Genomic DNA, 22412 nt, shown 5'->3' with positions numbered 1-22412 from the left:
CAATCTGAGATGTTTGATTTCAGGCGGAAAGCCGCGCCCCGCGGCCCGATCAGGCAGCGGCCGGCTCTGGGGGCGCGCCTTGATGTTCAGCGTCGCACGAAACCGGCCGCATTTCATCGACCGACAGCCAGGCGATGTCGCCCAGCCCCAGCGAGCGGCCATCATGCGACAGGATGCAGATCTGCCGGATCGGCTTGCCATCGCGGCGATCGGCAAGGATCGGCGTGCAGGGCGCGCCGCTGCCCCATTTTTCGCCCCACTGGCGCAGCGCTATCATCGCCGGCACCAGATCCTCGCCCTTCGCGGTCATCAGATATTCGACCTTGCGCCGGTCGCACAGCATCGGTTGGCGCACCATGATGCCATTTTCGACCAGCCGGGCGAGGCGGTTGGCCAGAATGTTGCGCGCGATGCCCAGAGTGGCCTGAAACTCTTCGAAATGGCGCACGCCCGAAATCGCGCTGCGCAGAATCATGAACGACCAGCGTTCTCCCATCGCCTCAAGCGCACCCGGCAGTGCGCAATGTTCAAGATCCTGGGCGAAATTATGACTCATTGGGCGTTGATCATAGCCTATTGTGGAGAGGGTTGCAAAAGTGCAATCGACACGGCACGGCCAGACCGCAACCGCGCTTTTCTTGGATTTTTTTCTTGCGCGGATCGCCGCTTCCCACACAATCGGAAACACGATGTTACGCCAGTATGAACTCGTCGAGCGGGTAAAGCGCTACGACCCCCAGGCCGACGAGGCGATGATCAACCGCGCCTATGTGTTTTCGGTGCAGAAGCATGGCGGCCAGAAGCGCGCGAGCGGCGACCCCTATTTCAGCCATCCGATCGAGGTGGCGGGCATCCTGACCGACCTGTACCTGGACGACCACACCATCGTCACCGCGCTGTTGCACGATACGATCGAGGATACGCTGGTCACCTACGAGGAGATCGAGGCGGCGTTCGGCAGCGATGTCGCGCGGCTGGTCGACGGGGTGACCAAGCTCAGCAAGATCGAGGCGCAGTCGGAAAACGAGCGCGCGGCGGAAAATCTGCGCAAGTTCCTGCTGGCGATGTCGGACGATATCCGCGTGCTGCTGGTCAAGCTCGCCGACCGGCTGCACAATATGCGCACGCTCCACTTCATCAAGAATGAAGGCAAGCGGCGGCGCATCGCCAGGGAGACGATGGACATCTATGCCCCGCTCGCCGAGCGGATCGGCATGTATGATTTCATGCGCGAGATGCAGCTGCTGGCCTTTCGCGAGCTGGAACCGGAAGCCTATGGCAGCATCACCCGGCGGCTGGAACAGCTGAAGGAAGGCGGCCACGACAAGGTCGATCGCATCGGCGCGCAGCTTCAGCTGCTGCTGGGCCAATCGAACCTGAGCGTGACCGTGTCGGGTCGGGAGAAGCATCCCTATTCGATCTGGAAGAAGATGCAGGAGCGGCACATCAGCTTCGAGCAGCTGACCGACGTCATCGCCTTTCGCGTCATTACCGAGACGACCGAGGATTGCTACCGCGCGCTCGGCATCATCCACCAGACCTACAAAATGGTCCCCGGCCGCTTCAAGGATTATATCTCCACCCCCAAGCGCAACGGCTATCGTTCGCTGCACACGACCGTCATCCACAATGAAAATGCCCGGATCGAAGTGCAGATTCGCAGCCGCGAGATGCATCATCACAGCGAATTCGGGCTGGCGGCGCATTGGGCGTACAAGCAGAAAAGCGATTCAGACGATCATCAGGCGCCCTGGCTGCGCGACCTGGTGGAAATATTGGAGCAGACCCAGGACGCCGACGAGCTGCTCGAACATACCCGCATGGCGATGTACCAGGACCGCATCTTCGCCTTTTCGCCCAAGGGCGAGCTGCACCAGTTGCCCAAGGGGTCGACCCCGGTCGATTTCGCCTATGCCGTCCACACGACGCTGGGCAACCAGACGGTCGGGGCCAAGGTCAACGGCCGGGTCGTGCCGCTGCGCACCGCGCTCGACAATGGCGATCAGGTCGAGATCCTCAAATCCGACGGGCAGGAACCGCAGCCCGGCTGGCTGACCTTCGTCATCACCGGCAAGGCGCGCGCCGCGATCCGCCGCTATATCCGCCACAAGCAGCGCGACGAGCTGGTGGCGATGGGCTCCAAGCTCTATGAGGAGATTGTCGGCCGCCTGCCCAGGGACCTAGCCGCCGAGCTGGGCGACAAGGCGATCAAGGCCGCGTTGAAGCGGCTGCGGCTGGAAGATCGCGCCGCGCTGATGATCGCGATCGCGACGCACCGGCTGCTCGATTCCGAAGTGCTCGAAGCGCTGATCCCCGGATCGACCACGGCCGAGGGCATGGAGGAAGCGCATCCGCGCCAGCATGCGCCGGTGTCGATTCGCGGCCTGACGCCGGGCATCGCCTTTCGCCTGGGCGATTGCTGCCATCCGGTGCCGGGCGACAGGATCGTCGGCATCCGCCGCACCGGCGACCCGATCGAGGTCCACACCATCGATTGCCGATCGCTCGAAACCGGGCAGGACGACGACTGGATCGACCTGTCGTGGGATTCAGGGGCGAAGGGCGGCGCGGCGCGCCTGTCGGTCATCGTCAAGAACCAGCCGGGCGCGCTGGCCGCGGTCGCCAATATCTTCGGCGCGACCAAGGCCAACATCCTCAACCTGCAACTGGTCAACCGCGAAGGGCCGTTCCACACCGATATCATCGACCTGGAGGTCGCCGACGCCGCGCACCTGATGCGGATATTGTCGGCGTTGCGCGGGCTGGATACGGTGGTGCAGGCGGACCGGGTCTAGCCGTTCAGGGCGCAGGCCTGGCGCGATACAGCGCCGGGAAGAGCGACCTGAAGGCGGCGAGCTTGGGCGCGTCCCAGCGCGATATATAGGGATGGCGCGGGTTCTTGCGCATGAAATCCTGGTGAAAGGCGTCGGCGTCCTGGAAGCCGGTGAAGCGTTCGACCCGCGTGACGACGGGGGCGGTCCAAAGCCGGGCTTCGTCCAGTTGCTTCAGATAGGCGCGCGCGGCCTTGTCCTGGCCGGCATCGAGCGGGAACAGCGCGCTGCGATACTGGGTGCCGTGGTCGGGACCCTGATGGTTGAGCGTCGTCGGGTCGGCGATCACGGAAAAGAAGATGCGCAGCAGCGTGGCGTAGCTGACGACCCTGGGATCATAGGTGACGCACACCGCTTCGGCAAAGCCGGTGTCGCCGCCGCTGACCGCCTCATAATCGACCTTGCGGCCCCCGGGACCGCCGGCAAAGCCCGATCTGACGAGGTGGACGCCCTTTACATGGGCGAAGACGCCCTCGACGCCCCAATAGCAGCCGCCCGCGAAGATCGCGGTATCGAGGCGGCGGCTGGCAGGCGCGTCGACGCTGGCGGCGGGGGCAAGGACGACGCGTTCGGCATGGAGCGGCGAGGCGAGGCCCAGCCCCGCCAGCAGCGCAAGGACGATGGCGTCAGAGCGTCGCATCGACCGGGGCCAGCGCCTGCACCGGCGCGGGCGCGGCAACGGCCGAGCGGGTCAGCGCCGCAGGCTCTTCGCCATTGTTGAGCGCGACCACGCCGACCGTGCCGATCACGAAGCCGCCGAGGAAGCGCAGGAACAGGTCCGATCTCAAAAATGCCAACATGGCCTTGCCTTCCATTATCTGTGTCCGGCCCTCTTGACCGACGCGCTAGCCCGATACGCCTTGCCGCCGGCTGAATGCTGTGACCGCCGGCACAATAGCGGGATCAGGCGCATCAATCAGGCGGCGAACCGAAGCAGGCCCATTTTAAGTTTCTTTATGAAACGGGATATAAGCCGATCCGCGCCATCCGCAAGACGGCGCGGATCGAAAGATACCGTTTCGCTTTTTGCGTGGATCGAGCCGGCAGCCTTGCCTATTTCAACGCGGCGCAGGCCTCTTGAATCCGGGTGCAGGCCTTTTTCAGCAGCTCGTCCGACGTGGCGTAGCTGATGCGGAAGGCCGGCGAGAGGCCGAAAGCGGCGCCGTGGACGGCAGCGACCTTGGCTTCGTCGAGGAAATAGCCGATCAGCGCTTCGTCGCTGTCGATCTTTACACCCTTGGGCGTGGTGCGGCCGATGAGGCCGCTGGCGTCGGGATAGACGTAGAAGGCGCCTTCGGGCGTCGGGCAGTCGAGGCCCGGCGCGTCATTCAGCATCGCCACCACCATGTCGCGGCGCTTCTTGAAAGCGGCGTTGCGATCTTCGAGGAAATCCTGCGGCCCGGTCAGCGCGGCGGCGGCGGCGGCCTGGCTGATCGAACAGGGGTTGGATGTCGATTGCGACTGGAGCTTGCCCATCGCCTTGATCAGCCATTCGGGGCCGCCGGCAAAGCCGATCCGCCAGCCGGTCATCGAAAAGGCCTTGGAACAGCCGTTGACCGTCAGGGTACGGTCATACAGGTCCGGGCAGGCCTGGGCGATGGTCGCGAAGGGCGTGGGCGCGTACCAGACATGCTCATACATATCGTCGGTCATGACGAGGACATGGGGATGACGCAGCAGCACGTCGGCCAGTTCCTTGAGTTCCGTCGCCGAATAGGCCGCGCCCGAAGGGTTGGACGGCGAGTTCAGCATCAGCCACTTGGTGCGCGGGGTGATCGCGGCTTCGAGCTGGGCGGCGGTGATCTTGTACCCCTGCGCGGCCGGCCCTTCGATAAAGACCGGGGTGCCGCCGGCGAAATTGACGATGTCGGGATAGCTGACCCAATAGGGCGCGGGAATGATGACTTCGTCGCCCACGTCGATGGTGGCGACCAGCGCGTTGAACAAGGTGTGCTTGCCGCCCGAATTCACACTGATCTGGCTGCGCGCATAGACGAGGCCGTTGTCGCGCTTGAACTTGAAGGCGACCGCTTCCTTGACGTCGGCGGTGCCGTCGACGTCGGTATAGCGCGTCTGGTTGTTGCGAATCGCGGCGATCCCGGCTTCCTTGACGAAATCGGGCGTGTCGAAATCAGGCTCCCCGGCCGACAGGCCGATGACATCCACGCCCTGCGCTTTGAGGGCATTCACGCGCGCGCTCATCGCCAGCGTGGCGGAAGGCTGGATGCGGCCCAAGGCGGCGGACGTCTGGCTCATGGCAACATTCTTTCTGCTTATATCCCCGATGCCGCTACAGCATGCGGCGGGGCGGTCCTTAAAACGCAAAGGCGCAAACGGCAACCGCCAGTTGGGCCGAACCGGCTTTGACGACGCCGACGCAGCGCCGGCCCCCGCCGCCCACGGGCTGCGGGCGCCCCCTGGCTTACCGCTTGAGCGTCGCCGCCACCATGCCGCGCGCGGCATTGCCGATGAAGAAGCCCCGTTCCAGATCGTGCCGCTTGAGGTCATCTTCGACCGCTTCGCCCATGGCGATCAGGTTGCGGCGCAGCACCCCCGGCAACAGCCCGCGCGACAAGGGCGGCGTCACCAGCTTGTCGCCGCGTTCGACGAAGAGCGTCGAGAAACAGCCTTCGGTCAGATAGCCCTTGTCATCCATCATCAGCACTTCATAGGTGCCGCCGCGCCGGAGCGCGTCGCGATAGAGCGAGCGGTCGGTGGTCTTGTGGGCGAGGCGCGGATCGTCCGCCGGCGCGTTGCGGGGCACGACGGCAAGCTGCATGATCGCTTCTGGCCAGGTGCGATGGTCGCGTACCTCGATGGCCATCGCCCCGCCGCGCGAGATGAGCAGGCGCAGGCGGCTGCGGCTGCCCAGGCGGAAGGTTGCGGCCTGAAGCTCGTTGCGCACGCCATGGCGATCGAAGGAAAATCCGAGCGCATCGGCGCTGGCCTTGAGCCGTTCCAGGTGCAGGTCCAGCATGAGAATGCCTTCGACCGGATCGAAGGCCATGGTTTCCAGAAGGTCGAACCGTCCATCGGCCAGCGGCATCACGTCTCCATCCAAGCCCGCAGGCATTATCTTTACAGGCCCGTCAGGAACCTGCCCTTGGCAAGGCATTCGGCCCATTCGGACGCGCCGTCCGAATCCGCGACGATACCCGATCCAAGGCCAATGCGCCCCAGACTTGCGCCTTCTTCAACGCAAATGGTGCGGATAGCAACATTGAAGGCGGCGTCGCCGTCGGGATCCATCCAGCCCATCGTCCCGGTATAGGGACCGCGCGGATGGGGTTCCAGCGCTTCGATCACTTCCATCGCCCGCACCTTGGGCGCGCCGGTGATCGAGCCGCAGGGAAACAGCGTTCGCAGCACATCGACCGCGCCGAGGCCCGGCAGGACCCGCCCGCGCACGGTGGAAACCATCTGGTGCACGGTGGGAAAGGTTTCGATGCGGAACAGTTCGGGCACGGTGACGCTGCCCGCGCGCGACACGCGCGAAAGATCGTTGCGGAGCAGGTCGACGATCATCAGATTTTCGGCGCGCTGCTTGGGGTCTTCCTCCAGATGGCGGGCGGCGGCGATGTCGGCGGCTTCATCCGGCTCGCGCGGCGCGGTGCCCTTCATCGGCCGGGCGGTGAGTTGGCCGCGAACCAGCGTGAAGAACAGTTCGGGCGAAAAGGACAGCAGCGTCTGCCACCCGGTCCGCACCACCCCGCCATAGCCGGCCTTCGCGCGCGGGCGGGCGGCGGCGTAAAGCGCCATCGGATCGCCGGCAAAGGGCAGTTCGCACGGGAAGGTGAGGTTCACCTGATAGACGTCGCCCGCCCCGATCAGCGCCTGCGCCCGCGCGAAGGCCGCCTGGTAGGCGGCCTCGTCGATCAGCGGGCGCAGCATGCCCACGCCGCAGCCATCGGGGGCCGGCAGCAGCGATGCGACCGCATCCGGCGCGATCTTGCGAAAGCCTTCGAACAGGCCGAACCACAATAGCGGCGTGGCGGCAAGATCGGTACGGTCGACACGGGCGGCGAGCGGCGCCAGCCGGTCCTCCAGCGCGAAGGCGGCCTCATAGCTCATATAGCCCGCGACATGGAAACCCGATTCGAGCGCATCGGCCACGCGGTCGAGCGCGGGCTGAACCTCGGTCAGCCGATGCGCGACGATCTCATCCACCGGGTCGCGGTAGAGCCGCGACGCCGCAGGCGCACGCGTGCGCGCATCGTCGAACAGGACGAAGGCTTCGGAAGGTCCGGGAAGACGCATGGACAGCCTTCTTAAGCGTCGCGCGATGGCAAGGGCAAGCGGCTAGCGCACCGAGCCCGATCCGATGGCCAGGTCGAAGCGCTGTGCGGGGCCGAAGGCGAAGCGCCTTCGCGCCGCTCAGGACAAGGCTTTGGCTGAGCTCGGCCCGAACGGTTGCCGATCATTCGCACGGCGCTCCGCACGCCGATGCCGTGAAGAGCCTCAGGCGGCCTTGCGTGCTTTCACCAGCTTCTTGAGCAGCATGTCGCGCTTGAGGCGCGAGAGATGATCGATGAACAATATGCCTTCCAGATGATCCATCTCATGCTGGAGACAGGTGGCGAGCAGGCCGTCCAGCTGTTCTTCATGGATGCGGCCTTCACGATCCATCCAGCTTGCGCGGACCGACGCGGGCCGTTCGACCTCGGCATATTGTTCGGGAACCGACAGGCAGCCTTCCTGATAGACCGAAAGCTCGTCCGAGCCGGACAGTATCTGCGGATTGATGAACACCCGCGGCTTTCGGACCGGCTTGGCGTCTTCATCGTCCGATTCGGGTTCCTGAAGGTCGATGACCAGCACCCGCTTGGGCACGCCGACCTGGATCGCGGCGAGGCCGATGCCGGGCGCGTCGTACATGGTGTCGAACATGTCATCGATCAGCCGCTGCAAATCGGCGTCGATCGCTTCGACCGGGGTCGAGATGGTGCGCAGCCGGGGGTCCGGCGTTTCGAGGATGGGAAGAATGGCCATTGCCGCAAAATAAGCGGAAATGCCGGGGATTTCAAGCTTGCGGTGGCGCAGCCGCGATGCCCCTACCCCACCGGCCTGCGCGCCCGCAGCGCCTGTGCCAGCGTGCCTTCGTCCAGATAGTCCAGTTCGCCGCCGACCGGCATGCCATGGGCGAGCTGGGTCAGGCGCACGGGGAACGCCTCCAGCCGTTCGGCAAGATAATGGGCGGTGGTCTGCCCCTCCAGCGTCGCGTTCATCGCCAGCACCACTTCGTCGATGCCGCCCGCCGCCACCCGTGCGACCAGCGAATCGATGGCAAGGTCCTGCGGCCGCACGCCTTCGAGCGCGGACAAGCGCCCGCCCAGCACATGGAAGCGACCGGGAAAGAGCCGCGACCTGTCCAGCGCCCACAGGTCTGCGACATCCTCCACCACGCACAGCGCCCGCGCGTCGCGGCGCGGATCGGCGCAGATGGCGCAAGGGTCGAGGGTATCGACGTTGCCGCAGACATGGCAGGTGACCAGCCGGTCATTCACCGCTGCGAGCGCGCGCAACAGCGGGTCGAGCGCGCTTTCCCGCTTCTTGATGAGGTGCAGCACCGCGCGCCGCGCCGAACGGGGGCCAAGGCCCGGCAGGCGGGAGAGCGCTTGCGTCAGCGCGTCGATTTCAGGAGAGGCCATGCAAGGAGATAAGGGCTTGCAAGTCGTGGACACAAGGGGTTTGGAATATCCTCATGCGCATCATTTACATGGGAACGCCGGATTTCGCGGTGCCGGGGCTGGAACAACTGGCCAAGGGCGGGCATGACATCGTCGCGGCCTACAGCCAGCCGCCCCGCCCCGCCGGGCGCGGCAAGGCGCTGCGCGCGTCGCCGGTGCAGGAAAGGGCCGAGGCGATGGGCGTGCCGGTGCGCACGCCCCTGTCGCTGAAAGACGCAGAGGTTCAGGCCGAATTCGCCGCGTGGAATGCCGATGTCGCGGTGGTCGCCGCCTATGGCCTGATCCTGCCGCGGGCGATCCTCGACGCGCCGCGCCATGGCTGCATGAACATTCACGCATCGCTGCTGCCGCGCTGGCGGGGGGCGGCGCCGATCCAGCGCGCGATCCTGGCCGGCGACAATGTCACCGGCGTCACCATCATGGACATGGAAGCGGGCCTCGACACCGGGCCGATGCGGGCCAAGCATGTGACGCCGATCGAGGACAAGACCGCCGGCGCGCTGACCGCCGAACTGGCGCTGGCGGGCGCGGAACTGATGGTCGAGGTGCTGGACGATATCGCCCTGCATCCGGCGGTGGCCCAGCCGGACGAGGGCGTCACCTATGCCGCCAAGATCGACAAGGCCGAGGCGCGGCTGGATTTTTCGCGCGACGCGCATCGGGTGGAGCGGCAGGTGCGGGCGTTCAATCCCTGGCCCGGCGCCTTCTTCGCCTATCGCGGCGAGCGGTTCCGGGTGCTGGCCGCGCATGTCGAGGCGCATGCGGGCGAACCCGGCGTGCTGATCGACCATAGCCTGCTGATCGGCTGCGGCCATCACGCGATCCGCCCGACGCTGATCCAGCGGGCGGGCAAGGGCGCGATGTCGGTGGGCGAACTGCTGCGCGGGTTCGACATGCCGGCGGGGGGCCGGGTGGACGCGTGACGCGCTTTGCCTTCACCGTCGAGTTCGACGGACGGCCGTTCATGGGATGGCAGCGGCAGGCGCATGGGGCGAGCGTGCAGGGCGCGATCGAACGGGCGATCCATGCCATCACCGGCGAAGCGGCGGTGGTCCATGCCGCCGGGCGCACCGACGCGGGGGTCCACGGCATCGCGATGCGCGCCCATGCCGACATCGAAAGGCCGATCGCGCCGTTCCGGCTGATGGAGGCGCTCAATGCGCGGCTGCGGCCCGACCCGGTGGCGATCCTGGATTGCGCGGTGGTGCCGGGCGACTGGCATGCGCGCTTTTCGTGCGTGGGGCGTTCATATGTCTATCGGATCGTCAACCGGCGCGCCCCGCTGACGCATGAGGCGGGGCTGGCGTGGCGGGTGATCCAGCCGCTCGATGCCGCCGCGATGCAGGACGCGGCGCAGCATCTGGTGGGACTTCACGACTTCACCACCTTCCGCTCGGCCCATTGCCAGTCGGCCAGCCCCGTCAAGACGCTCGACCGGCTGGAGGTGGAGCGCGACGGCAACCGCATCGCGATCCATGCCGCCGCCCGCTCCTTCCTGCATCATCAGGTCCGATCGATGGTCGGCTGCCTGGCGCTGGTGGGCATGGGCAAATGGTCGGGCGCGGACATGAAAGCCGCGCTGGAGGCGAAGGACCGCGCCGCGCTCGGCCTCAACGCGCCGCCAGACGGGCTGTATTTCGTGGCGGCGGATTATGGGGATTAGGGGCGGATTGGTCCGAGATGGGTGGGGAGCGGACGCTACAAAGGGTGGAGGACTATCAACGCAGAAAAGGCGACAAGCCAGCTTAATATAAACAAGGCGGTGCTGAGGCCAATGCTGTGCTTGGATAGCTTAAGACCAAGAAACAATGCCCCCGGGGAAAGAACGAGACCTGCCTGTAAGGTCAAACCAGCGGCGTTCGATTCATTTGTCCAGATGGTAAAGCCGGATGCTACAACGAGCATCAACCAAAAGAGCGCGATTAACGCCGCCGCTATCAGCAGCAGCCAGAGCGACAGTCTCATTAACGGAACGATGTTCACCGGCATGGTTGGCAATTTACTGCACGCAACGAACGTCCGCAAATGGTCGTTTCCAGACGCGCTGCCAATCTCAAAGCCGCGCACGGAATGGCGTGAAATTCGTGCCCTCGTCATAGATATCCAGCCCCTCGCGCCGCTTCAGGAATCCGACCACGGCATAGGTCACGGGGGTCAGCGCCGCTTCCCACAGCACCTTGAGCAGCCAGTTGGTGCCCATCACCGTCAGCACCTGGCCGTTGGTCCAGTCGCCGGCGAAGGCGAGCGGGTAGAAGAGCAGGCTGTCGACCCCCTGCCCTACGACCGTCGATCCGATCGTGCGCATCCACAGGTGCCGGCCCCGCGTCAGCAGCTTCATGCGCGCCAGGACGAAGCTGTTCGCCAGTTCGCCCGCCCAGAAGGCGATGAGCGAGGCGAAGACGATGCGCCAGGTGCTGCCGAACACCGCTTCATAGGCGCGCTGGTCGGGCCAGCCATCGGCAGGCGGCAGCGCGACCACCACCCAAGCCATCAGCGCCATGAACAGCATCGCGGCGAACCCCGCCCACACGCAGCGCCGGGCGCGGGCATAGCCATAGACTTCGGTCAGCACGTCGCCGATGACATAGCCCAGCGGGAAGAACAGGATGCCAGCGCCAAAGGTGAAGCCGCCGAGCGTCGCGAGCTTGGCCGCGCCGATGAGGTTGGACAGCAGCAGGATCGCGACGAAGGCGGCCATGAAAAAGTCGAAATAGCGCAAGGGACGCTGGCCCAGCGCCGCCGCATCGACTTTATGAACCCCCGGATCGCTCATAGGCCCTGCATATCGCTGCCCCGCGCGATTGCAATGCGCGATCATTGCGCGGGCGCGCGCGCATCGCTATCGGAGCAGCCAGAGGCCCCGTAGCTCAACTGGATAGAGCACCCGCCTTCTAAGCGGGATGTTGCGTGTTCGAGTCACGCCGGGGTCACCATTTTTTCCGCTGCCGCGACGTCGGCGCCGACCGCTATGTCCCGCGCGACCGGTCCAGCAGGTCTTCCACCACGGTCATGGTGAAGATCGGGTCGGCATCGGGCGGCACTTCGGCGATGGCGTCGACAAAGGCGGCGCGGGTCGCGGGATCGTCATAGACCATTTTCCGGTCGAACGCCGCGCGCCAGGTCTGTTCATCGGGCCATTCGGCATAGCCAACGAACCGCCCGTCCGCGTCGCGATGCAGCCGCGAGCCATGGCTGCCGTAGCGGTCGCGGATCAATTCGGTGCCGCGCGCCCACGCCTTGCGGAACTGTTCTTCCTTGCCGGGATGGACCCGCCACCAATAGACCGCCACGAACATCGCCGCTTCCTCCTTGTCGAAAGGATAAAGCGGCGAGGCCCGTCAAATGATCCGCGCTTTCGTGGCTTAAAGGATGCTCTGCCCGGTCTTGGCCCAGTCGGCCATGAAGCCGGCGATGCCCTTGTCGGTCAGCACATGGTTGAACAGCGATTTGATGACGGCGGGCGGCGCGGTCATCACGTCCGCGCCGATCTTGGCGCTTTGCAGCACATGGACCGGATGGCGGACGCTGGCGACCAGGATTTCGGTGGCGAAATTATAATTGTCGTAGATGAGGCGGATGTCCTCGATCAGCGCCATGCCGTCAAAGCCGTTATCGTCGTGGCGACCGACGAAGGGCGAAATGAAGCTGGCCCCGGCCTTGGCGGCGAGCAGGGCCTGGTTGGCGGAAAAGCACAGCGTCACATTGACCATGCAATTGTCGTCGCTCAATGCCTTGCAGGTCTTGAGGCCGTCGACGGTCAGCGGCACCTTGATGCAGACATTGTCGGCGATTTTCCGCAGGACGGCGGCTTCCTTCATCATCGTTTCATGGTCGAGCGCGACCACTTCAGCCGAGACGGGACCGTCGACCAGCCCGCAGATTTCCTCGACCACTTCAACGAACTTGCGGCCCGACTTGGCGATCAGCGAGGGGTTGGTGGTCACCCCGTCGAGCAGGCCGGTGGCGGCAAGATCGCGAATGTCGGCGGTATCGGCGGTGTCGACGAAGAATTTCATGGGTTTGGAGACCTTCCGGCAGTTTGATGATGATTCGCTTGAGCGGGCTATAGCGCCATCGGGGGGCCATGTCCTACATGGGCGGCATGGCCCGCGCCCGCATCCTGCTTTTGAACGCCGCCCTTGGCCCGCTCGACTATCGGGTGCCGCACGACATGGCGGTCAGGCCCGGCAATATCGTCATCGTGCCGCTGGGGCCGCGCCAGTTGATAGGCGTGGTGTGGGAAGAGGATGCGTTCCCCGGTGTCGAGAGCGTGGGCGACAACCGGCTGCGCAACATCATCGGCGCGGTCGATGCGCCGCCGATCCCCGAACCGCTGCGCCGCCTGATCGAATGGACCGCCCATTATTATCTCAGCCCCCCCGCCGCCGTGCTGCGCATGGCGCTGGCGTCGATGTCGGCGCTGGAGGGCACGCGCACGGTCATCGAATATCGCGCCAGCGGCACGGTCCCCACGCGGATGACCGGGCAGCGCAGCCAGGCGATGGAGCGGATCGGCGAGCGGCAGGGGCTGATCCGCGAACTGGCGATGATCGGCGGGGTCAGCGATGCGGTGATCCGGGGGCTGGTCAAGGCCGGCGCGTTCGATGCGGTCGAGGTGAGCATCGACACGCCCTTCCCGCTGCCCGACCCCGACCATGCGCCGCCGGCCCTGTCGGACGCGCAGCGCGCGGCGGCGGGCACCTTGGTCGAGGCGGTCGGCGCGAATGGCTTTGCGCCCTTCCTGCTCGATGGCGTGACCGGGTCTGGCAAGACCGAAGTCTATTTCGAGGCGATCGCCGCCGCGCTGCGCGCGGACCGCCAGGTGCTGGTGCTGCTGCCCGAAATCGCGCTGACCGAGCCGTTCCTGGAGCGGTTCGAAAAGCGATTCGGGACGGCGCCGGTCAACTGGCACAGCGGGCTGCGCCAGACCGAGCGGCGACGGGCGTGGCGGGCGATAGCGTCGGGGCAGGCGCGGGTCGTCGTCGGCGCGCGCTCGGCGCTGTTCCTGCCCTATCCGCGCCTTGGCCTGATCATCGTCGATGAAGCGCATGAGGCCAGTTTCAAGCAGGAGGACGGGGTCCATTATCACGCCCGCGACGTGGCGGTGATGCGCGGGCTGATGGAGACATTCCCGGTGATCCTGGCGTCGGCGACGCCGGCGATCGAGACGCGCCATCAGGTCGAACTGGGCCGCTATCGCGAGATCAAGCTGCCTTCGCGCTTTGGCGGCGCGGAGATGCCGGCGATCAGCGGCGTTAACCTGCTGACCGATCCGCCCGAACGCGGCCGCTGGATCGCGCCGCCGCTGGTCAAGGCGATCGACGCGACGATGGCAAAGGGCGAACAGTCGTTGCTGTTCCTCAACCGGCGCGGCTATGCGCCGCTGACGCTGTGCCGCCATTGCGGCTATCGCTTCCAGTGCCCCAACTGCACCGCCTGGATGGTCGAACACCGGCTGACCCACAGGCTGGCGTGCCACCATTGCGGCCATGTGATCCCCGCGCCGCGATTCTGCCCCGAATGCAAGGAGGAGGACTCGCTGGTCGCCTGCGGCCCCGGCGTCGAGCGGATCGCCGACGAGGTGCGGGCGCTGTGGCCGCAGGCGCGCGTCGCCATCGTCACGTCGGACACGCTATGGTCGCCCGCCAAGGCGGCCGAGTTCGTGAAATCGGTGGAAGCGGGCGATATCGACATCATCGTCGGCACGCAGCTGGTCACCAAGGGCTATCATTTCCCCAACCTGACGCTGGTGGGGGTGATCGACGCCGACCTGGGGCTGGAAGGCGGCGACCTGCGCGCGTCCGAACGGACGTTCCAGCAGATCGTGCAGGTCGCCGGGCGCGCCGGGCGGGGGGTGAAGCCGGGCCAGGTGCTGATCCAGACGCGAATGCCCGAAGCGGGGGTCATCAAGGCGCTGATCGACGGCGACGCCGAGCGATTCTATGCGATGGAGACCGAAAGCCGCAGGCGCGCCAACGCCCCGCCCTTTGGCCGGTTCGCCGCGATCATCGTGTCGAGCGAGGACAGCGAGGAAGCCGCGCGCACCGCCCGGCTGATCGGCAAATCGGCGCCGGTGGTCGAGGGGCTGCGCGTCTATGGCCCCGCGCCCGCGCCGCTGTCGGTGCTGCGCGGGCGGCACCGCCACCGGCTGCTGGTGCACGCGACGCGCACCATCGACGTGCAGGATATCATCCGCGCATGGCTGGACAATGTGGTGTGGAAGGCGGGCACGCGGGTCAGCGTGGACGTCGATCCCTACAGCTTCATGTGATGGGCGCGCCGATCGAAACCCCCTGCATCCGCCAGTGCACGCTCGATACGCGCGACGTGTGCATCGGATGCCGGCGGACGCTGGCGGAGATATTGCGCTGGCGGGACATGAGCCACAGCGAGCGGCGCGCGATCATGGCGCGGCTGGCGGCGCCGCTGCCGCCGCCCGCATCCTGACCGTGTCGTCCGGTCACGCCGCCAGGCGGGCGTTCGCGGTCAGCAACTGGAACGCGATCTGGTAGCTGCGGGCATTGTCGACATCTATCGCCAGCCGGCCGTCGGCCATTTCGATGGCGCTGATCCGCACCTTGAGCGCGCGCGAGAGGCGGTCGGTCATCCGGGCCAGGCGCAGGCGCCCGAGGCGGGAGCCGTGACGCCCGGATGACCGGACGATGAAAGGAATTTGACAGCCTTCAGGTCGGCAGGAGCGCTATCCCTTTCCGGCGCTCCATTTGCGTACCACCGGCAGCAGCGCGTTGGCGGCGTCCTCATGCATTTCGGGCGAGGGATAATAGTGGTTCGCGTCTTCGACCAGATTGACCGTCGGGTAGGTGATCGTGACGTGCCGGCCGGTAAAGCGGCTGATGAGGGGATGGCCGCTGCCCCGCGACGTGACGCACACGGTCATCGCATCGGCACGATCCCGGATCTTCTGCACATCGGTCTCATCGATATATTGCGGGAAGGCGGTCGCCGCCGTCGAGCCGACCTGCCTGATCGACGCGCCGCCCGCTTCGATCGGGCGAACCGCGAACCACAGCAGAACGGTCGGCACCGTCAGCGACCGCAGCAATTGTTCATGATCGCGCGCCCATGAGGCCCGGCTCTGGGCGATATAGGTGTCGAGCTTTTCCGGCTCTTCCCTTTCGATCCGTGCCCAGGCCATTTCCGGTTCGACCATATCGCCGTGCCGGCTGTCGAACACGGTTTGCGCGGCGGGCGTGGTCTGGATGCGGTCGTTGCTCGCCAGCCGCGCCGCCGTCACCTGAACGATCGCGAAGCTGCCGCGGTTGGCCATGTCGATGATCGCCGGATGGGCATTGTAGAAGGCCGCCGATATTCCGCCCACGCCCGTGTTCCAGCCGGGCATGCCGAGCTTGCCGGCAAGGATCCGGGTATAGGTCGTGGGCGACAGCACGCCCAGGGTGTGGGCCGAGCCAAGACTGGTGAAGAAGCTGCCTTTTTCGGCCTTGCGCGGGTCGAACAGCGGCCCCCGGAAGCGCAGCCGGGGCATGCCGTCCAGGCTGTAAAAGTCATAATCTATGATTTCATTGTGGAGGGGCGTGTAATCTAAAGTCAGCTCGTCGGGGAGGCGGGGATCGTCGATTGCGATCGGGCGCCGGTCCCCTGCGTTCGCCGGCGCGGCCATGGCCGGGGCGGTCAGGTGCTGGACCGCGATGCCGGCGGACGCCGCTGCCATGCCGTGGATCAGAAATTGCCGGCGATCGGGCGAGTGAATCATGTCAGATGTCTCCTGGACGCATGGGACTTGAAGCTTTTTGCTGGCGGCGACCTTGACCCAAGGTCATTGCCGGGACCTATCATTGCCCCCCGCCGGTTCGGTTGCCAGATATCGTCCCATCGTCAATAGCAGGGCTCCGCCGACCAGAAACAAAACAGCCGTCACGTAAAAGCTGACGGTGTAGCTGCCGGTCAGGTCCTGCATCCATGAAAACAGCATGGGACTGACAGCACCGGCGCTGGCGGCCGCAGCATATATCCAGGAATATACCCGTGAAAACAACGGGGGTTCGAAATATCGGGATGTGAGCAGCGCCAGCAGGTCAAGTTCCGCACCCGTCGCAAGGCCGATCAGCGCCGCCGCCACGATCGCCGCCGCAAAGCCCGGCTGCCATGTCAGCAGCAGACAGCCAAGCGCTGGCGGCGCCAGGAACATCGCGCCGACCGCCGGCGCCCAGAACCTGTCCACCAGCAGCCCGACGGCCAATCGCCCGACGATCAGCGACGCGCCGAACGCCCCCTGGGCCATCGCCGCGCGTTCGAGCGAAAACCCCTTGTCGGTGAGCGCGGGAATGAAGTTGGGCATCACGCCGCTGATCGCGAAATAGGTGCAGAAGATCGAGATCAGCAGCGCCCAGAAACGGTATCGGGCGAAGATGCCCCGCATCGCGGCCGGCGCGGATGACGCCGCGCGGGATGCGGGGGCCACCTGGCGGCCGATGCGCTCGTGCGGGTGGAACATGATATAGACCGCCGGCACCGCGATCAGCGCGGGCAGGCAGGCCAGCGCGAGATAGCCCGCACGCCAGCCATGGCCGCCGATCACCCAGGCGAGGAAAGAGGGCAGGAACACGCCGGCCAACCCCGCCCCGGAAAGGACGATCGCCAGCGCCAGCCCCCGGTTGCGGTCGAAGGCGCGGGTCACGGCGTGCGACCATGTGATGGCGCCCGCGCCCGCGCCGAACAAGGCGGTCAGCGCCATGATCGCGTAGAAGTGCGCGATCGATTGGGCCAGGGAGGTCAGCGCCAGGCCGAGCGCGGTGGCGAGCAGGCCGCCAAGCGCAACCCGCCGCGCCCCGAATTTTTCGAGCAGCACCCCGGTCGCGATGACGCCCAGGCTGCTGAAGCCCTGACCAAAGAGCAGCGACATCTGGACCTGCGTCCTGCTCCAGCCCATATCCTGCCCAAGCGACGTCACGAACGGCCCGATCGAGATGGTGGCCAGCGTCCCCATGCAAAAGGCGCAGCCAAGGATCGACGGGAGGAGTATCCGCCATCCGCGCCGGAATTCACTTTCCGCCGGGGCCGCGACGGCAAATGGGGCAGCGTGGCTCGCGGCATTGTTCATGACTGCATCCCTCCCGCCTTCGCCGCGCGCTTGCGGCGTCCGGCGTCATCATCGCACCGTTGGGCGGCGGCCCGGAACCGGACCGCCGCCCGCATCAGAAATTGAATCCGATGCTCGCGCCGTACGTTACCGGCTTGGCGAACACCTCCGAAAAACCAAAGCCGTTGCCGAACGTATACATGGCGCGTTTTTCGTTGGTGAGATTGTCGCCCCAGACGCGAACGAAATATCTGTCGTTCGCCGCGCGCCAGGTGAGCGACGCCGTGACGTTCGACCAGGACGGGATCGACAGCGGGCCTTCAAGCGGCTGGGTGTCGAAGCCGGCGTTGTAATAATAGGAGGAACTGAACAATAATGACGAGCCGCCGGACAGGATCGCCTTATAGTCGAAACCGAGGCTGACGGTCCATTCGGGCGCGAAGGTCAGGTCGGCGCCGGACGCGTCGCGGCTGGTTGCGACGGCGCTGCCGGTCGGTCCCGGCACGAAAACCGCGGCATTTTCGAACTTCCTGTATTCGGCATGCAGATAGGTAGCCGATGCCCGCAGGTTGATCCGATCATTGACGACGACGGTCAGGTCGCTGTCGATGCCGTAGATTTCGGATTTGGCCGCATTGCGCAACTGGCTCTGCACCGTGACGGGATCGACGAACTGAACCGTGATATCGTTATATTTGTAGAAGAAGCCCGCGACATTGAGCCGTGCCCTGCGGTCGAACAGCTCGCTTTTGAGACCGATTTCATAGGCGTCGAGCACTTCGGGATTGAGGGCGGCCGGTTGCCCCGCCGGCGTGGCGAAGGCGGTGGGGACATAGCCGCCGCTCTTGAACCCGCGATTATAGCTCAGATACCCCAGGACATCGTCGTTGAACTTGTGATCATAGGCGAGCCGCCAGGTCAGCTTCTTGAAGGTGCGGCGGGTGTCGGCGCTCCTGCCCGCGACCGGAATTTCAGCGCCGGTCCTGTCGACATAATACATCTGGTTGCGCAGCCCCTTGCGGTCCGCGCTGTAGCGCAGGCCGACCGTGATCCGGTCCATGTCGGTCAGGCTGTATGTCGCCTGCGCATAGACCGCCCTGGCCTGCGTCGGCATCCTCGCGCGGGTCGGCGCGAAATAGGGCGCGACGAACGGCGTTCCCGACAGCGTGGCCGGGTCAAAGCCATGGGATACGCCGACGCTGAAGGCGGACGGTTCGATCCGCGCGACATTCTTGTAATAGAACAGGCCCAATATCCAGGTCAGGTCGCCGCCGCCATTGGATGCCAGTTGCAATTCTTCCGAAAATGTCCGGCTTCGTTCGGCCTGGAACGCGAACTGGCTGGGGGCGGAGGTGCGGTCGGCATCGACCGTGATCACGGCCCTGGCGTCCTGATAGGCGGTCGTGGAGATCAGGTCGATCCTGTCGGACAGACCGTAGCGGATCTTGCCGATGGCGATTTGAGCCTTGGACGATATTTCGGGCACGAAGTCGAAGGATGATTGATAGTTTCCGGTCGCATTGATGACGCCGGCGGGGAAAGGCGCATGCATCCCCTTTATATTATGCGTCAGAACGCCGGCATTATTTTCGGTGCGGTAGCGAAGATAGGTCGCTTCGACATCGACCCGGTCCGATGGCGCCCATGCCAGCTTGGCCATGGCGGCATAATTGTTGACGTCGCCCACGGTGCCGCCGCCGACGATATCCCTGATATAGCCGTCATCATTGCGGTAGGAGCCGGACGCCGCCAGCCTGAGCGTGTCGGTGATCGGCACCGAGACATAGCCCTTTGCCGCGATTTCATTGTAGCGGCCATAGCCCAGTTCGGCGCCATATGCGATGCTGTTGCCCGGTTGCCGGGTGACGACATTGACCGCGCCGCCGGTGGCGTTGCGCCCGAACAGGGTGCCCTGCGGCCCCTTGATGACCTCGATCCGGTCGATGGTGCCAAGGTCGAACAGCGCCGAGGATTTCGAGGAGAGATAAACGCCATCGAGATAGACCGCGACCGGGCTTTCATAGGCCACGCTCGAAATATTGCTGCCGACGCCGCGGATGAACGGCTGGAACGATGTCACCGTCTGGTAGGCGACCAGGCCCGGAACCGCGACCTGCAAGCCCACGGTGCTGCGGATATTCGCGTTGGTCAGCGCCTGTTCAGTCACCGCCGACACCGCGATCGGCACATCCTGAAGATTTTCGCTCCGTTTCTGCGCGGTAACGACGATGTCCTCCAGCCCGACCGGATCGGGCGCCGCCGCCGGCTGCTGTTGCGCCAGCGCAGACGTCGACATCAGCGCAACCAGCAAACAGGCACGACCGCCCGCCTTCATCACAAGATGTTTCATGCACCCTCTCCCAAGGTTTTTCAGTTTTATTGTGAACGGGACGTCGCCATTCCGGTAATTGAAATAAATCCAATCACCGGAAATGATATTCATCTGCTTTTACTTCACACTATTTCTGAACACACGGCGCCGCCGCGATCATGGCGCCATGCGTGCCAGCCCTTCGAAATCCATCACCCGAAGATATTCTCTCTGAACCTGTTCGGTGAACTCGTTCATCCTGGATGCGCCCGCATCCATGCCCACCGTCGTCCGCATCGGCCGCTGGCCGGGCTTCATTCCGATAAGGTCCAGCACCAGGTCGGCGACATCGCGGGGGTCGAGCGAGATGTTGCATTGTTCCAGCAACGGAAAGAGCCGCTCGCCCAGCATCTTGTCGAGCCGGCCATTCTCGCCATATTCCCCCGCGAGCGCGGGGTTGGCCGGGCCGATCTGGTTGGCCCCCAAATTGGTGGCGAACGGCCCTGGCTGGACGATGACGGTGTCGATGCCGAGGCCCGACACCTCGTAGCCCAGCGATTCGGCCAGCCCCTCCACCGCGAACTTGCTGGCCGTGTAGATGCCAAGGCCAGGCGCGACGACCCGGCCGCTGACCGAGCTGATGGTGATGATCAGCCCGGCGTTGCGCGCGCGCATATTGGGCAGGACGGCCTTGTACATGCGGAACGGGCCGAGGAGATTGGTTTCGAGGATCAGGCGGAACTGATCGGTTGAGAAAGCCTCTATCGGTCCGGCGGACATCAACCCAGCGCAGTTGATCAGAATGTCGACATCGTCGGCCTGCGCCACTATTCCCTGGACGCCTTCGATAACCGATTGGTCATCCGTGACGTCGATGTCGACCGGAACGATCGGGTGGCGCGCGTCTATCGCCCGCAGATGAGCGGCGTTGGCGGCGTTGCGGCCATCGACATCGCGCATGGCGGCAAAGACCCGGAACCCTTGCAGCGCAAGGACTTCCGCCAATATCCTCCCCATGCCGCTGCTCGCGCCGGTGAGAATCACCGTCTGGGCGTGGCTCATGCCATTTCCCCCTCATCCTCTTTGACCAGCACCTGTTTGAGATAGGTTTCCGGCCGGCTCTCATCGACGATCCACTTGCACATCCGCCGCATCGGCTCGATCGCGTCCTGCGGCCCGGTGAACACCGGCATGCCCGACCCGCCGAGCGAGACGATCCGCTGGGCGCCGTGGATCGACAGGCGATCGCGCAATTGCGCCTTGAGCGCTTCGGGATAGATGCCGATGGTCTGGGTGTAGGCGGTGACCGCGCGGACGGGAACGTCCAGGTCATCGACCGGCACGACATTGGCGACGCGATTGGCCAGCAGCTTGGCAAAATCGACAGGCTCGTCGATCTGGGACACGACGACCGCGCCTTCGCGCCCGCCACCGTAGACCTTATGCCAGGCGCTGCCCAGGCGAAGCGCGCTCATCTCCGCTTCCAGCGCCGGATCCATGCGGACCGCCGGACCGCTGAAATGCGGCGGCAGCGCTCGGATTTCCTCGTTCAGCATCTCGCCAAAGGCATTGGCCTTGGCCAGCCCCGCCGGGTCGGTGCCGCTTTCGACATAGATGACCCGCGCATTGGAGCAGGCTTCCTGATTATAGACGCCGACATCGAGCGCCGCCAGCGATGCGGCGGCGCGCATCGTCGCCTCGTCGGCAAAGGCCTCTCGCCCCAGGATGGTCGACGACAATTTGGGATCGAGCGTGATGAGGTCGATGCCCGGTTGCAGATATTTCGAAATGTGGGTGATCGATGCGAAGCCGCCCCAGGCGACGATCTTTTCGATATTGGCGGGGCGATAGAGCCGCTCCTCGACCGCCTCTGTTCCGCCCTTCCAGTAGGCGACGCTCAGGTGCCGGGTGATCGGATGATCGGGGGCCATGTCGATCATCGTCCGGGCGATGGCCGATGCCGTCAGCGGATCGTTGGACGGCGTCTTGATGATGGCGTCGCCGCGCGTCACCGCGTTGCGGGCGATGGTTATCGCCGCGACCTGGGGCACGTTGCCGGCGATGACGTGGACGCTGCGCGCGCCGAATGCACGGATCGCGGCGCGGCCGCCATTGCCGATCGCATGTTCGACCCAGCCTTCGACATGGTCGATGCCGATGGTCCGGTCCACCGTCTGCCGCCACTGTTCCTTCCCGAACAGCTTGTGGAGATTGGCGTAGCAGTCGCGCAATATGCCTTCGGACAGCCCCGAGGTGCGCAACGACAGATCGAGAGCGTCCTGCACATAGGCGTTTGCGCCGAGATGGAGCCGCGTTCCGAGCTGTTCGAGATAGTCGAGTATCTCCTCGAAGCTGATCGTGTAGAGGTCGCTCATCGCCGATGGCCGGGTCAGGGCGAGTTCGGACATATATTTGCCCACCGAAGGCGTCGCCAGTTCGGTCGCGCCGTCGCGTCCGCCGAAATGGGCGTCGCAGTCTTCGATCACCTTGCCCCGGATGATCAGCGGAACCTTGTATCGGGCCAT

General features: G+C 65.2%; 23 protein-coding genes and 1 tRNA gene. 6 read left to right on the top strand and 18 right to left on the bottom strand.

Features of this window, described 5'->3' with window-relative positions:
* Positions 1 to 49: 49 nt before the first annotated feature.
* Positions 50 to 556 (bottom strand): winged helix-turn-helix transcriptional regulator, encoded by a 507-nt coding sequence (locus WG908_RS06035; protein WP_340185663.1) that lies wholly within the window; start codon positions 554 to 556, stop codon positions 50 to 52.
* A gap of 133 nt (positions 557 to 689) precedes the next feature.
* Here WG908_RS06035 and WG908_RS06030 point away from each other — a divergent pair, with 133 nt between their 5' ends.
* Complete coding sequence (locus WG908_RS06030) at positions 690 to 2795, top strand: RelA/SpoT family protein (protein WP_340185662.1); 2106 nt, start codon at positions 690 to 692, stop codon at positions 2793 to 2795.
* Positions 2796 to 2799: 4 nt separating this feature from the next.
* Here the strand turns inward: WG908_RS06030 and msrA are convergent, their stop codons facing one another.
* The 7 genes from msrA to recR form a co-directional block, all read right to left on the bottom strand.
* Positions 2800 to 3471: a peptide-methionine (S)-S-oxide reductase MsrA gene (gene msrA / locus WG908_RS06025; protein ID WP_340185661.1), complete on the bottom strand. Its 672-nt coding sequence runs from the start codon at positions 3469 to 3471 to the stop codon at positions 2800 to 2802.
* Positions 3458 to 3631, bottom strand: a complete 174-nt coding sequence (locus WG908_RS06020) for a hypothetical protein (protein ID WP_340185660.1) — start codon at positions 3629 to 3631, stop codon at positions 3458 to 3460. Before WG908_RS06020 ends, msrA begins: the two co-directional genes overlap by 14 nt.
* 253 nt (positions 3632 to 3884) lie before the next feature.
* Positions 3885 to 5087: a pyridoxal phosphate-dependent aminotransferase gene (locus WG908_RS06015; RefSeq protein ID WP_340185659.1), complete on the bottom strand. Its 1203-nt coding sequence runs from the start codon at positions 5085 to 5087 to the stop codon at positions 3885 to 3887.
* 166 nt (positions 5088 to 5253) lie between these two features.
* Entirely contained in the window at positions 5254 to 5877 is a 624-nt protein-coding gene (locus WG908_RS06010; protein WP_340185658.1) for an aminotransferase class IV, read from the bottom strand.
* A gap of 32 nt (positions 5878 to 5909) precedes the next feature.
* Positions 5910 to 7088: an aminodeoxychorismate synthase component I gene (gene pabB, locus WG908_RS06005; RefSeq protein ID WP_340185657.1), complete on the bottom strand. Its 1179-nt coding sequence runs from the start codon at positions 7086 to 7088 to the stop codon at positions 5910 to 5912.
* 201 nt (positions 7089 to 7289) lie between these two features.
* A complete protein-coding gene (def, locus tag WG908_RS06000) occupies positions 7290 to 7820 on the bottom strand; it encodes a peptide deformylase (RefSeq protein WP_340185656.1) in 531 nt (176 codons plus the stop codon).
* A gap of 62 nt (positions 7821 to 7882) precedes the next feature.
* The gene (gene recR / locus WG908_RS05995) at positions 7883 to 8479 is read right to left on the bottom strand and encodes a recombination mediator RecR (RefSeq protein WP_340185655.1); all 597 of its coding nucleotides are present in this window, start codon (positions 8477 to 8479) and stop codon (positions 7883 to 7885) included.
* A gap of 53 nt (positions 8480 to 8532) precedes the next feature.
* Here recR and fmt point away from each other — a divergent pair, with 53 nt between their 5' ends.
* Entirely contained in the window at positions 8533 to 9441 is a 909-nt protein-coding gene (gene fmt / locus WG908_RS05990; protein ID WP_340185654.1) for a methionyl-tRNA formyltransferase, read from the top strand.
* Complete coding sequence (gene truA / locus WG908_RS05985) at positions 9438 to 10181, top strand: tRNA pseudouridine(38-40) synthase TruA (protein ID WP_340185653.1); 744 nt, start codon at positions 9438 to 9440, stop codon at positions 10179 to 10181. The genes fmt and truA overlap by 4 nt, the downstream gene beginning before the upstream one ends.
* Positions 10182 to 10216: 35 nt before the next feature.
* Here the strand turns inward: truA and WG908_RS05980 are convergent, their stop codons facing one another.
* Together WG908_RS05980 and WG908_RS05975 are read right to left on the bottom strand one after the other, a co-directional pair.
* Positions 10217 to 10507: a hypothetical protein gene (locus WG908_RS05980; RefSeq protein ID WP_340185652.1), complete on the bottom strand. Its 291-nt coding sequence runs from the start codon at positions 10505 to 10507 to the stop codon at positions 10217 to 10219.
* 64 nt (positions 10508 to 10571) lie between these two features.
* Positions 10572 to 11291 carry a queuosine precursor transporter gene (locus tag WG908_RS05975; RefSeq protein WP_340185651.1) on the bottom strand — a complete coding sequence of 240 codons (720 nt, stop codon included), beginning with the start codon at positions 11289 to 11291 and terminating at the stop codon, positions 10572 to 10574.
* Between the two features lie 83 nt (positions 11292 to 11374).
* Here WG908_RS05975 and WG908_RS05970 point away from each other — a divergent pair.
* Positions 11375 to 11451 (top strand) — tRNA-Arg (locus WG908_RS05970).
* A 33-nt stretch (positions 11452 to 11484) separates the two neighbouring features.
* On the opposite strand, the gene WG908_RS05965 is transcribed toward WG908_RS05970, so the two are convergent.
* Complete coding sequence (locus WG908_RS05965) at positions 11485 to 11814, bottom strand: antibiotic biosynthesis monooxygenase family protein (protein WP_340185650.1); 330 nt, start codon at positions 11812 to 11814, stop codon at positions 11485 to 11487.
* Between the two features lie 66 nt (positions 11815 to 11880).
* Positions 11881 to 12534: a fructose-6-phosphate aldolase gene (fsa, locus tag WG908_RS05960; RefSeq protein WP_340185649.1), complete on the bottom strand. Its 654-nt coding sequence runs from the start codon at positions 12532 to 12534 to the stop codon at positions 11881 to 11883.
* Positions 12535 to 12620: 86 nt separating this feature from the next.
* Between fsa and WG908_RS05955 the strand changes: the two genes are divergently transcribed.
* A complete protein-coding gene (locus WG908_RS05955; RefSeq protein WP_340185741.1) occupies positions 12621 to 14789 on the top strand; it encodes a primosomal protein N' in 2169 nt (722 codons plus the stop codon).
* Positions 14789 to 14965: a DUF1289 domain-containing protein gene (locus tag WG908_RS05950; RefSeq protein WP_340185648.1), complete on the top strand. Its 177-nt coding sequence runs from the start codon at positions 14789 to 14791 to the stop codon at positions 14963 to 14965. Before WG908_RS05955 ends, WG908_RS05950 begins: the two co-directional genes overlap by 1 nt.
* Before the next feature lie 13 nt (positions 14966 to 14978).
* Here WG908_RS05950 and WG908_RS05945 read toward each other — a convergent pair whose 3' ends face one another.
* The 6 genes from WG908_RS05945 to WG908_RS05920 all read right to left on the bottom strand — a co-directional run bounded on the left by WG908_RS05945 (position 14979) and on the right by WG908_RS05920 (position 22412).
* Positions 14979 to 15125 carry a hypothetical protein gene (locus tag WG908_RS05945; protein WP_340185647.1) on the bottom strand — a complete coding sequence of 49 codons (147 nt, stop codon included), beginning with the start codon at positions 15123 to 15125 and terminating at the stop codon, positions 14979 to 14981.
* 93 nt (positions 15126 to 15218) lie between these two features.
* Positions 15219 to 16250, bottom strand: a complete 1032-nt coding sequence (locus tag WG908_RS05940) for a DUF6473 family protein (protein WP_340185646.1) — start codon at positions 16248 to 16250, stop codon at positions 15219 to 15221.
* A 63-nt stretch (positions 16251 to 16313) separates the two neighbouring features.
* Positions 16314 to 17597 (bottom strand): MFS transporter, encoded by a 1284-nt coding sequence (locus WG908_RS05935; RefSeq protein WP_340185645.1) that lies wholly within the window; start codon positions 17595 to 17597, stop codon positions 16314 to 16316.
* 94 nt (positions 17598 to 17691) lie between these two features.
* Entirely contained in the window at positions 17692 to 19926 is a 2235-nt protein-coding gene (locus tag WG908_RS05930; protein WP_340185644.1) for a TonB-dependent receptor, read from the bottom strand.
* 138 nt (positions 19927 to 20064) lie between these two features.
* Positions 20065 to 20949 (bottom strand): SDR family oxidoreductase, encoded by an 885-nt coding sequence (locus tag WG908_RS05925; protein ID WP_340185643.1) that lies wholly within the window; start codon positions 20947 to 20949, stop codon positions 20065 to 20067.
* Entirely contained in the window at positions 20946 to 22412 is a 1467-nt protein-coding gene (locus WG908_RS05920; protein WP_340185642.1) for an acyl-CoA reductase, read from the bottom strand. The genes WG908_RS05925 and WG908_RS05920 overlap by 4 nt, the downstream gene beginning before the upstream one ends.

This window comes from Sphingobium anseongense (genome assembly GCF_037725245.1).
Taxonomy (GTDB): domain Bacteria; phylum Pseudomonadota; class Alphaproteobacteria; order Sphingomonadales; family Sphingomonadaceae; genus Sphingobium.
Note: the sequence above shows the minus strand (reverse complement) of the source record. Positions and strands in the feature narration are given on the sequence as shown.

What these genes read in the sequence shown, in the direction of transcription:
- WG908_RS06035 (WP_340185663.1), bottom strand. Translation starts at nt 556, where the DNA reads ATGAGTCATAATTTCGCCCAGGATCTTGAACATTGCGCACTGCCGGGT.
- WG908_RS06030 (WP_340185662.1), top strand. Translation starts at nt 690, where the DNA reads ATGTTACGCCAGTATGAACTCGTCGAGCGGGTAAAGCGCTACGACCCC.
- msrA (WP_340185661.1), bottom strand. Translation starts at nt 3,471, where the DNA reads ATGCGACGCTCTGACGCCATCGTCCTTGCGCTGCTGGCGGGGCTGGGC.
- WG908_RS06020 (WP_340185660.1), bottom strand. Translation starts at nt 3,631, where the DNA reads ATGTTGGCATTTTTGAGATCGGACCTGTTCCTGCGCTTCCTCGGCGGC.
- WG908_RS06015 (WP_340185659.1), bottom strand. Translation starts at nt 5,087, where the DNA reads ATGAGCCAGACGTCCGCCGCCTTGGGCCGCATCCAGCCTTCCGCCACG.
- WG908_RS06010 (WP_340185658.1), bottom strand. Translation starts at nt 5,877, where the DNA reads ATGCCGCTGGCCGATGGACGGTTCGACCTTCTGGAAACCATGGCCTTC.
- pabB (WP_340185657.1), bottom strand. Translation starts at nt 7,088, where the DNA reads ATGCGTCTTCCCGGACCTTCCGAAGCCTTCGTCCTGTTCGACGATGCG.
- def (WP_340185656.1), bottom strand. Translation starts at nt 7,820, where the DNA reads ATGGCCATTCTTCCCATCCTCGAAACGCCGGACCCCCGGCTGCGCACC.
- recR (WP_340185655.1), bottom strand. Translation starts at nt 8,479, where the DNA reads ATGGCCTCTCCTGAAATCGACGCGCTGACGCAAGCGCTCTCCCGCCTG.
- fmt (WP_340185654.1), top strand. Translation starts at nt 8,533, where the DNA reads ATGCGCATCATTTACATGGGAACGCCGGATTTCGCGGTGCCGGGGCTG.
- WG908_RS05980 (WP_340185652.1), bottom strand. Translation starts at nt 10,507, where the DNA reads ATGCCGGTGAACATCGTTCCGTTAATGAGACTGTCGCTCTGGCTGCTG.
- WG908_RS05975 (WP_340185651.1), bottom strand. Translation starts at nt 11,291, where the DNA reads ATGAGCGATCCGGGGGTTCATAAAGTCGATGCGGCGGCGCTGGGCCAG.
- WG908_RS05965 (WP_340185650.1), bottom strand. Translation starts at nt 11,814, where the DNA reads ATGTTCGTGGCGGTCTATTGGTGGCGGGTCCATCCCGGCAAGGAAGAA.
- fsa (WP_340185649.1), bottom strand. Translation starts at nt 12,534, where the DNA reads ATGAAATTCTTCGTCGACACCGCCGATACCGCCGACATTCGCGATCTT.
- WG908_RS05955 (WP_340185741.1), top strand. Translation starts at nt 12,621, where the DNA reads ATGGCCCGCGCCCGCATCCTGCTTTTGAACGCCGCCCTTGGCCCGCTC.
- WG908_RS05950 (WP_340185648.1), top strand. Translation starts at nt 14,789, where the DNA reads ATGGGCGCGCCGATCGAAACCCCCTGCATCCGCCAGTGCACGCTCGAT.
- WG908_RS05945 (WP_340185647.1), bottom strand. Translation starts at nt 15,125, where the DNA reads ATGACCGACCGCCTCTCGCGCGCGCTCAAGGTGCGGATCAGCGCCATC.
- WG908_RS05940 (WP_340185646.1), bottom strand. Translation starts at nt 16,250, where the DNA reads ATGATTCACTCGCCCGATCGCCGGCAATTTCTGATCCACGGCATGGCA.
- WG908_RS05935 (WP_340185645.1), bottom strand. Translation starts at nt 17,597, where the DNA reads ATGAACAATGCCGCGAGCCACGCTGCCCCATTTGCCGTCGCGGCCCCG.
- WG908_RS05930 (WP_340185644.1), bottom strand. Translation starts at nt 19,926, where the DNA reads ATGAAACATCTTGTGATGAAGGCGGGCGGTCGTGCCTGTTTGCTGGTT.
- WG908_RS05925 (WP_340185643.1), bottom strand. Translation starts at nt 20,949, where the DNA reads ATGAGCCACGCCCAGACGGTGATTCTCACCGGCGCGAGCAGCGGCATG.
- WG908_RS05920 (WP_340185642.1), bottom strand. Translation starts at nt 22,412, where the DNA reads ATGGCCCGATACAAGGTTCCGCTGATCATCCGGGGCAAGGTGATCGAA.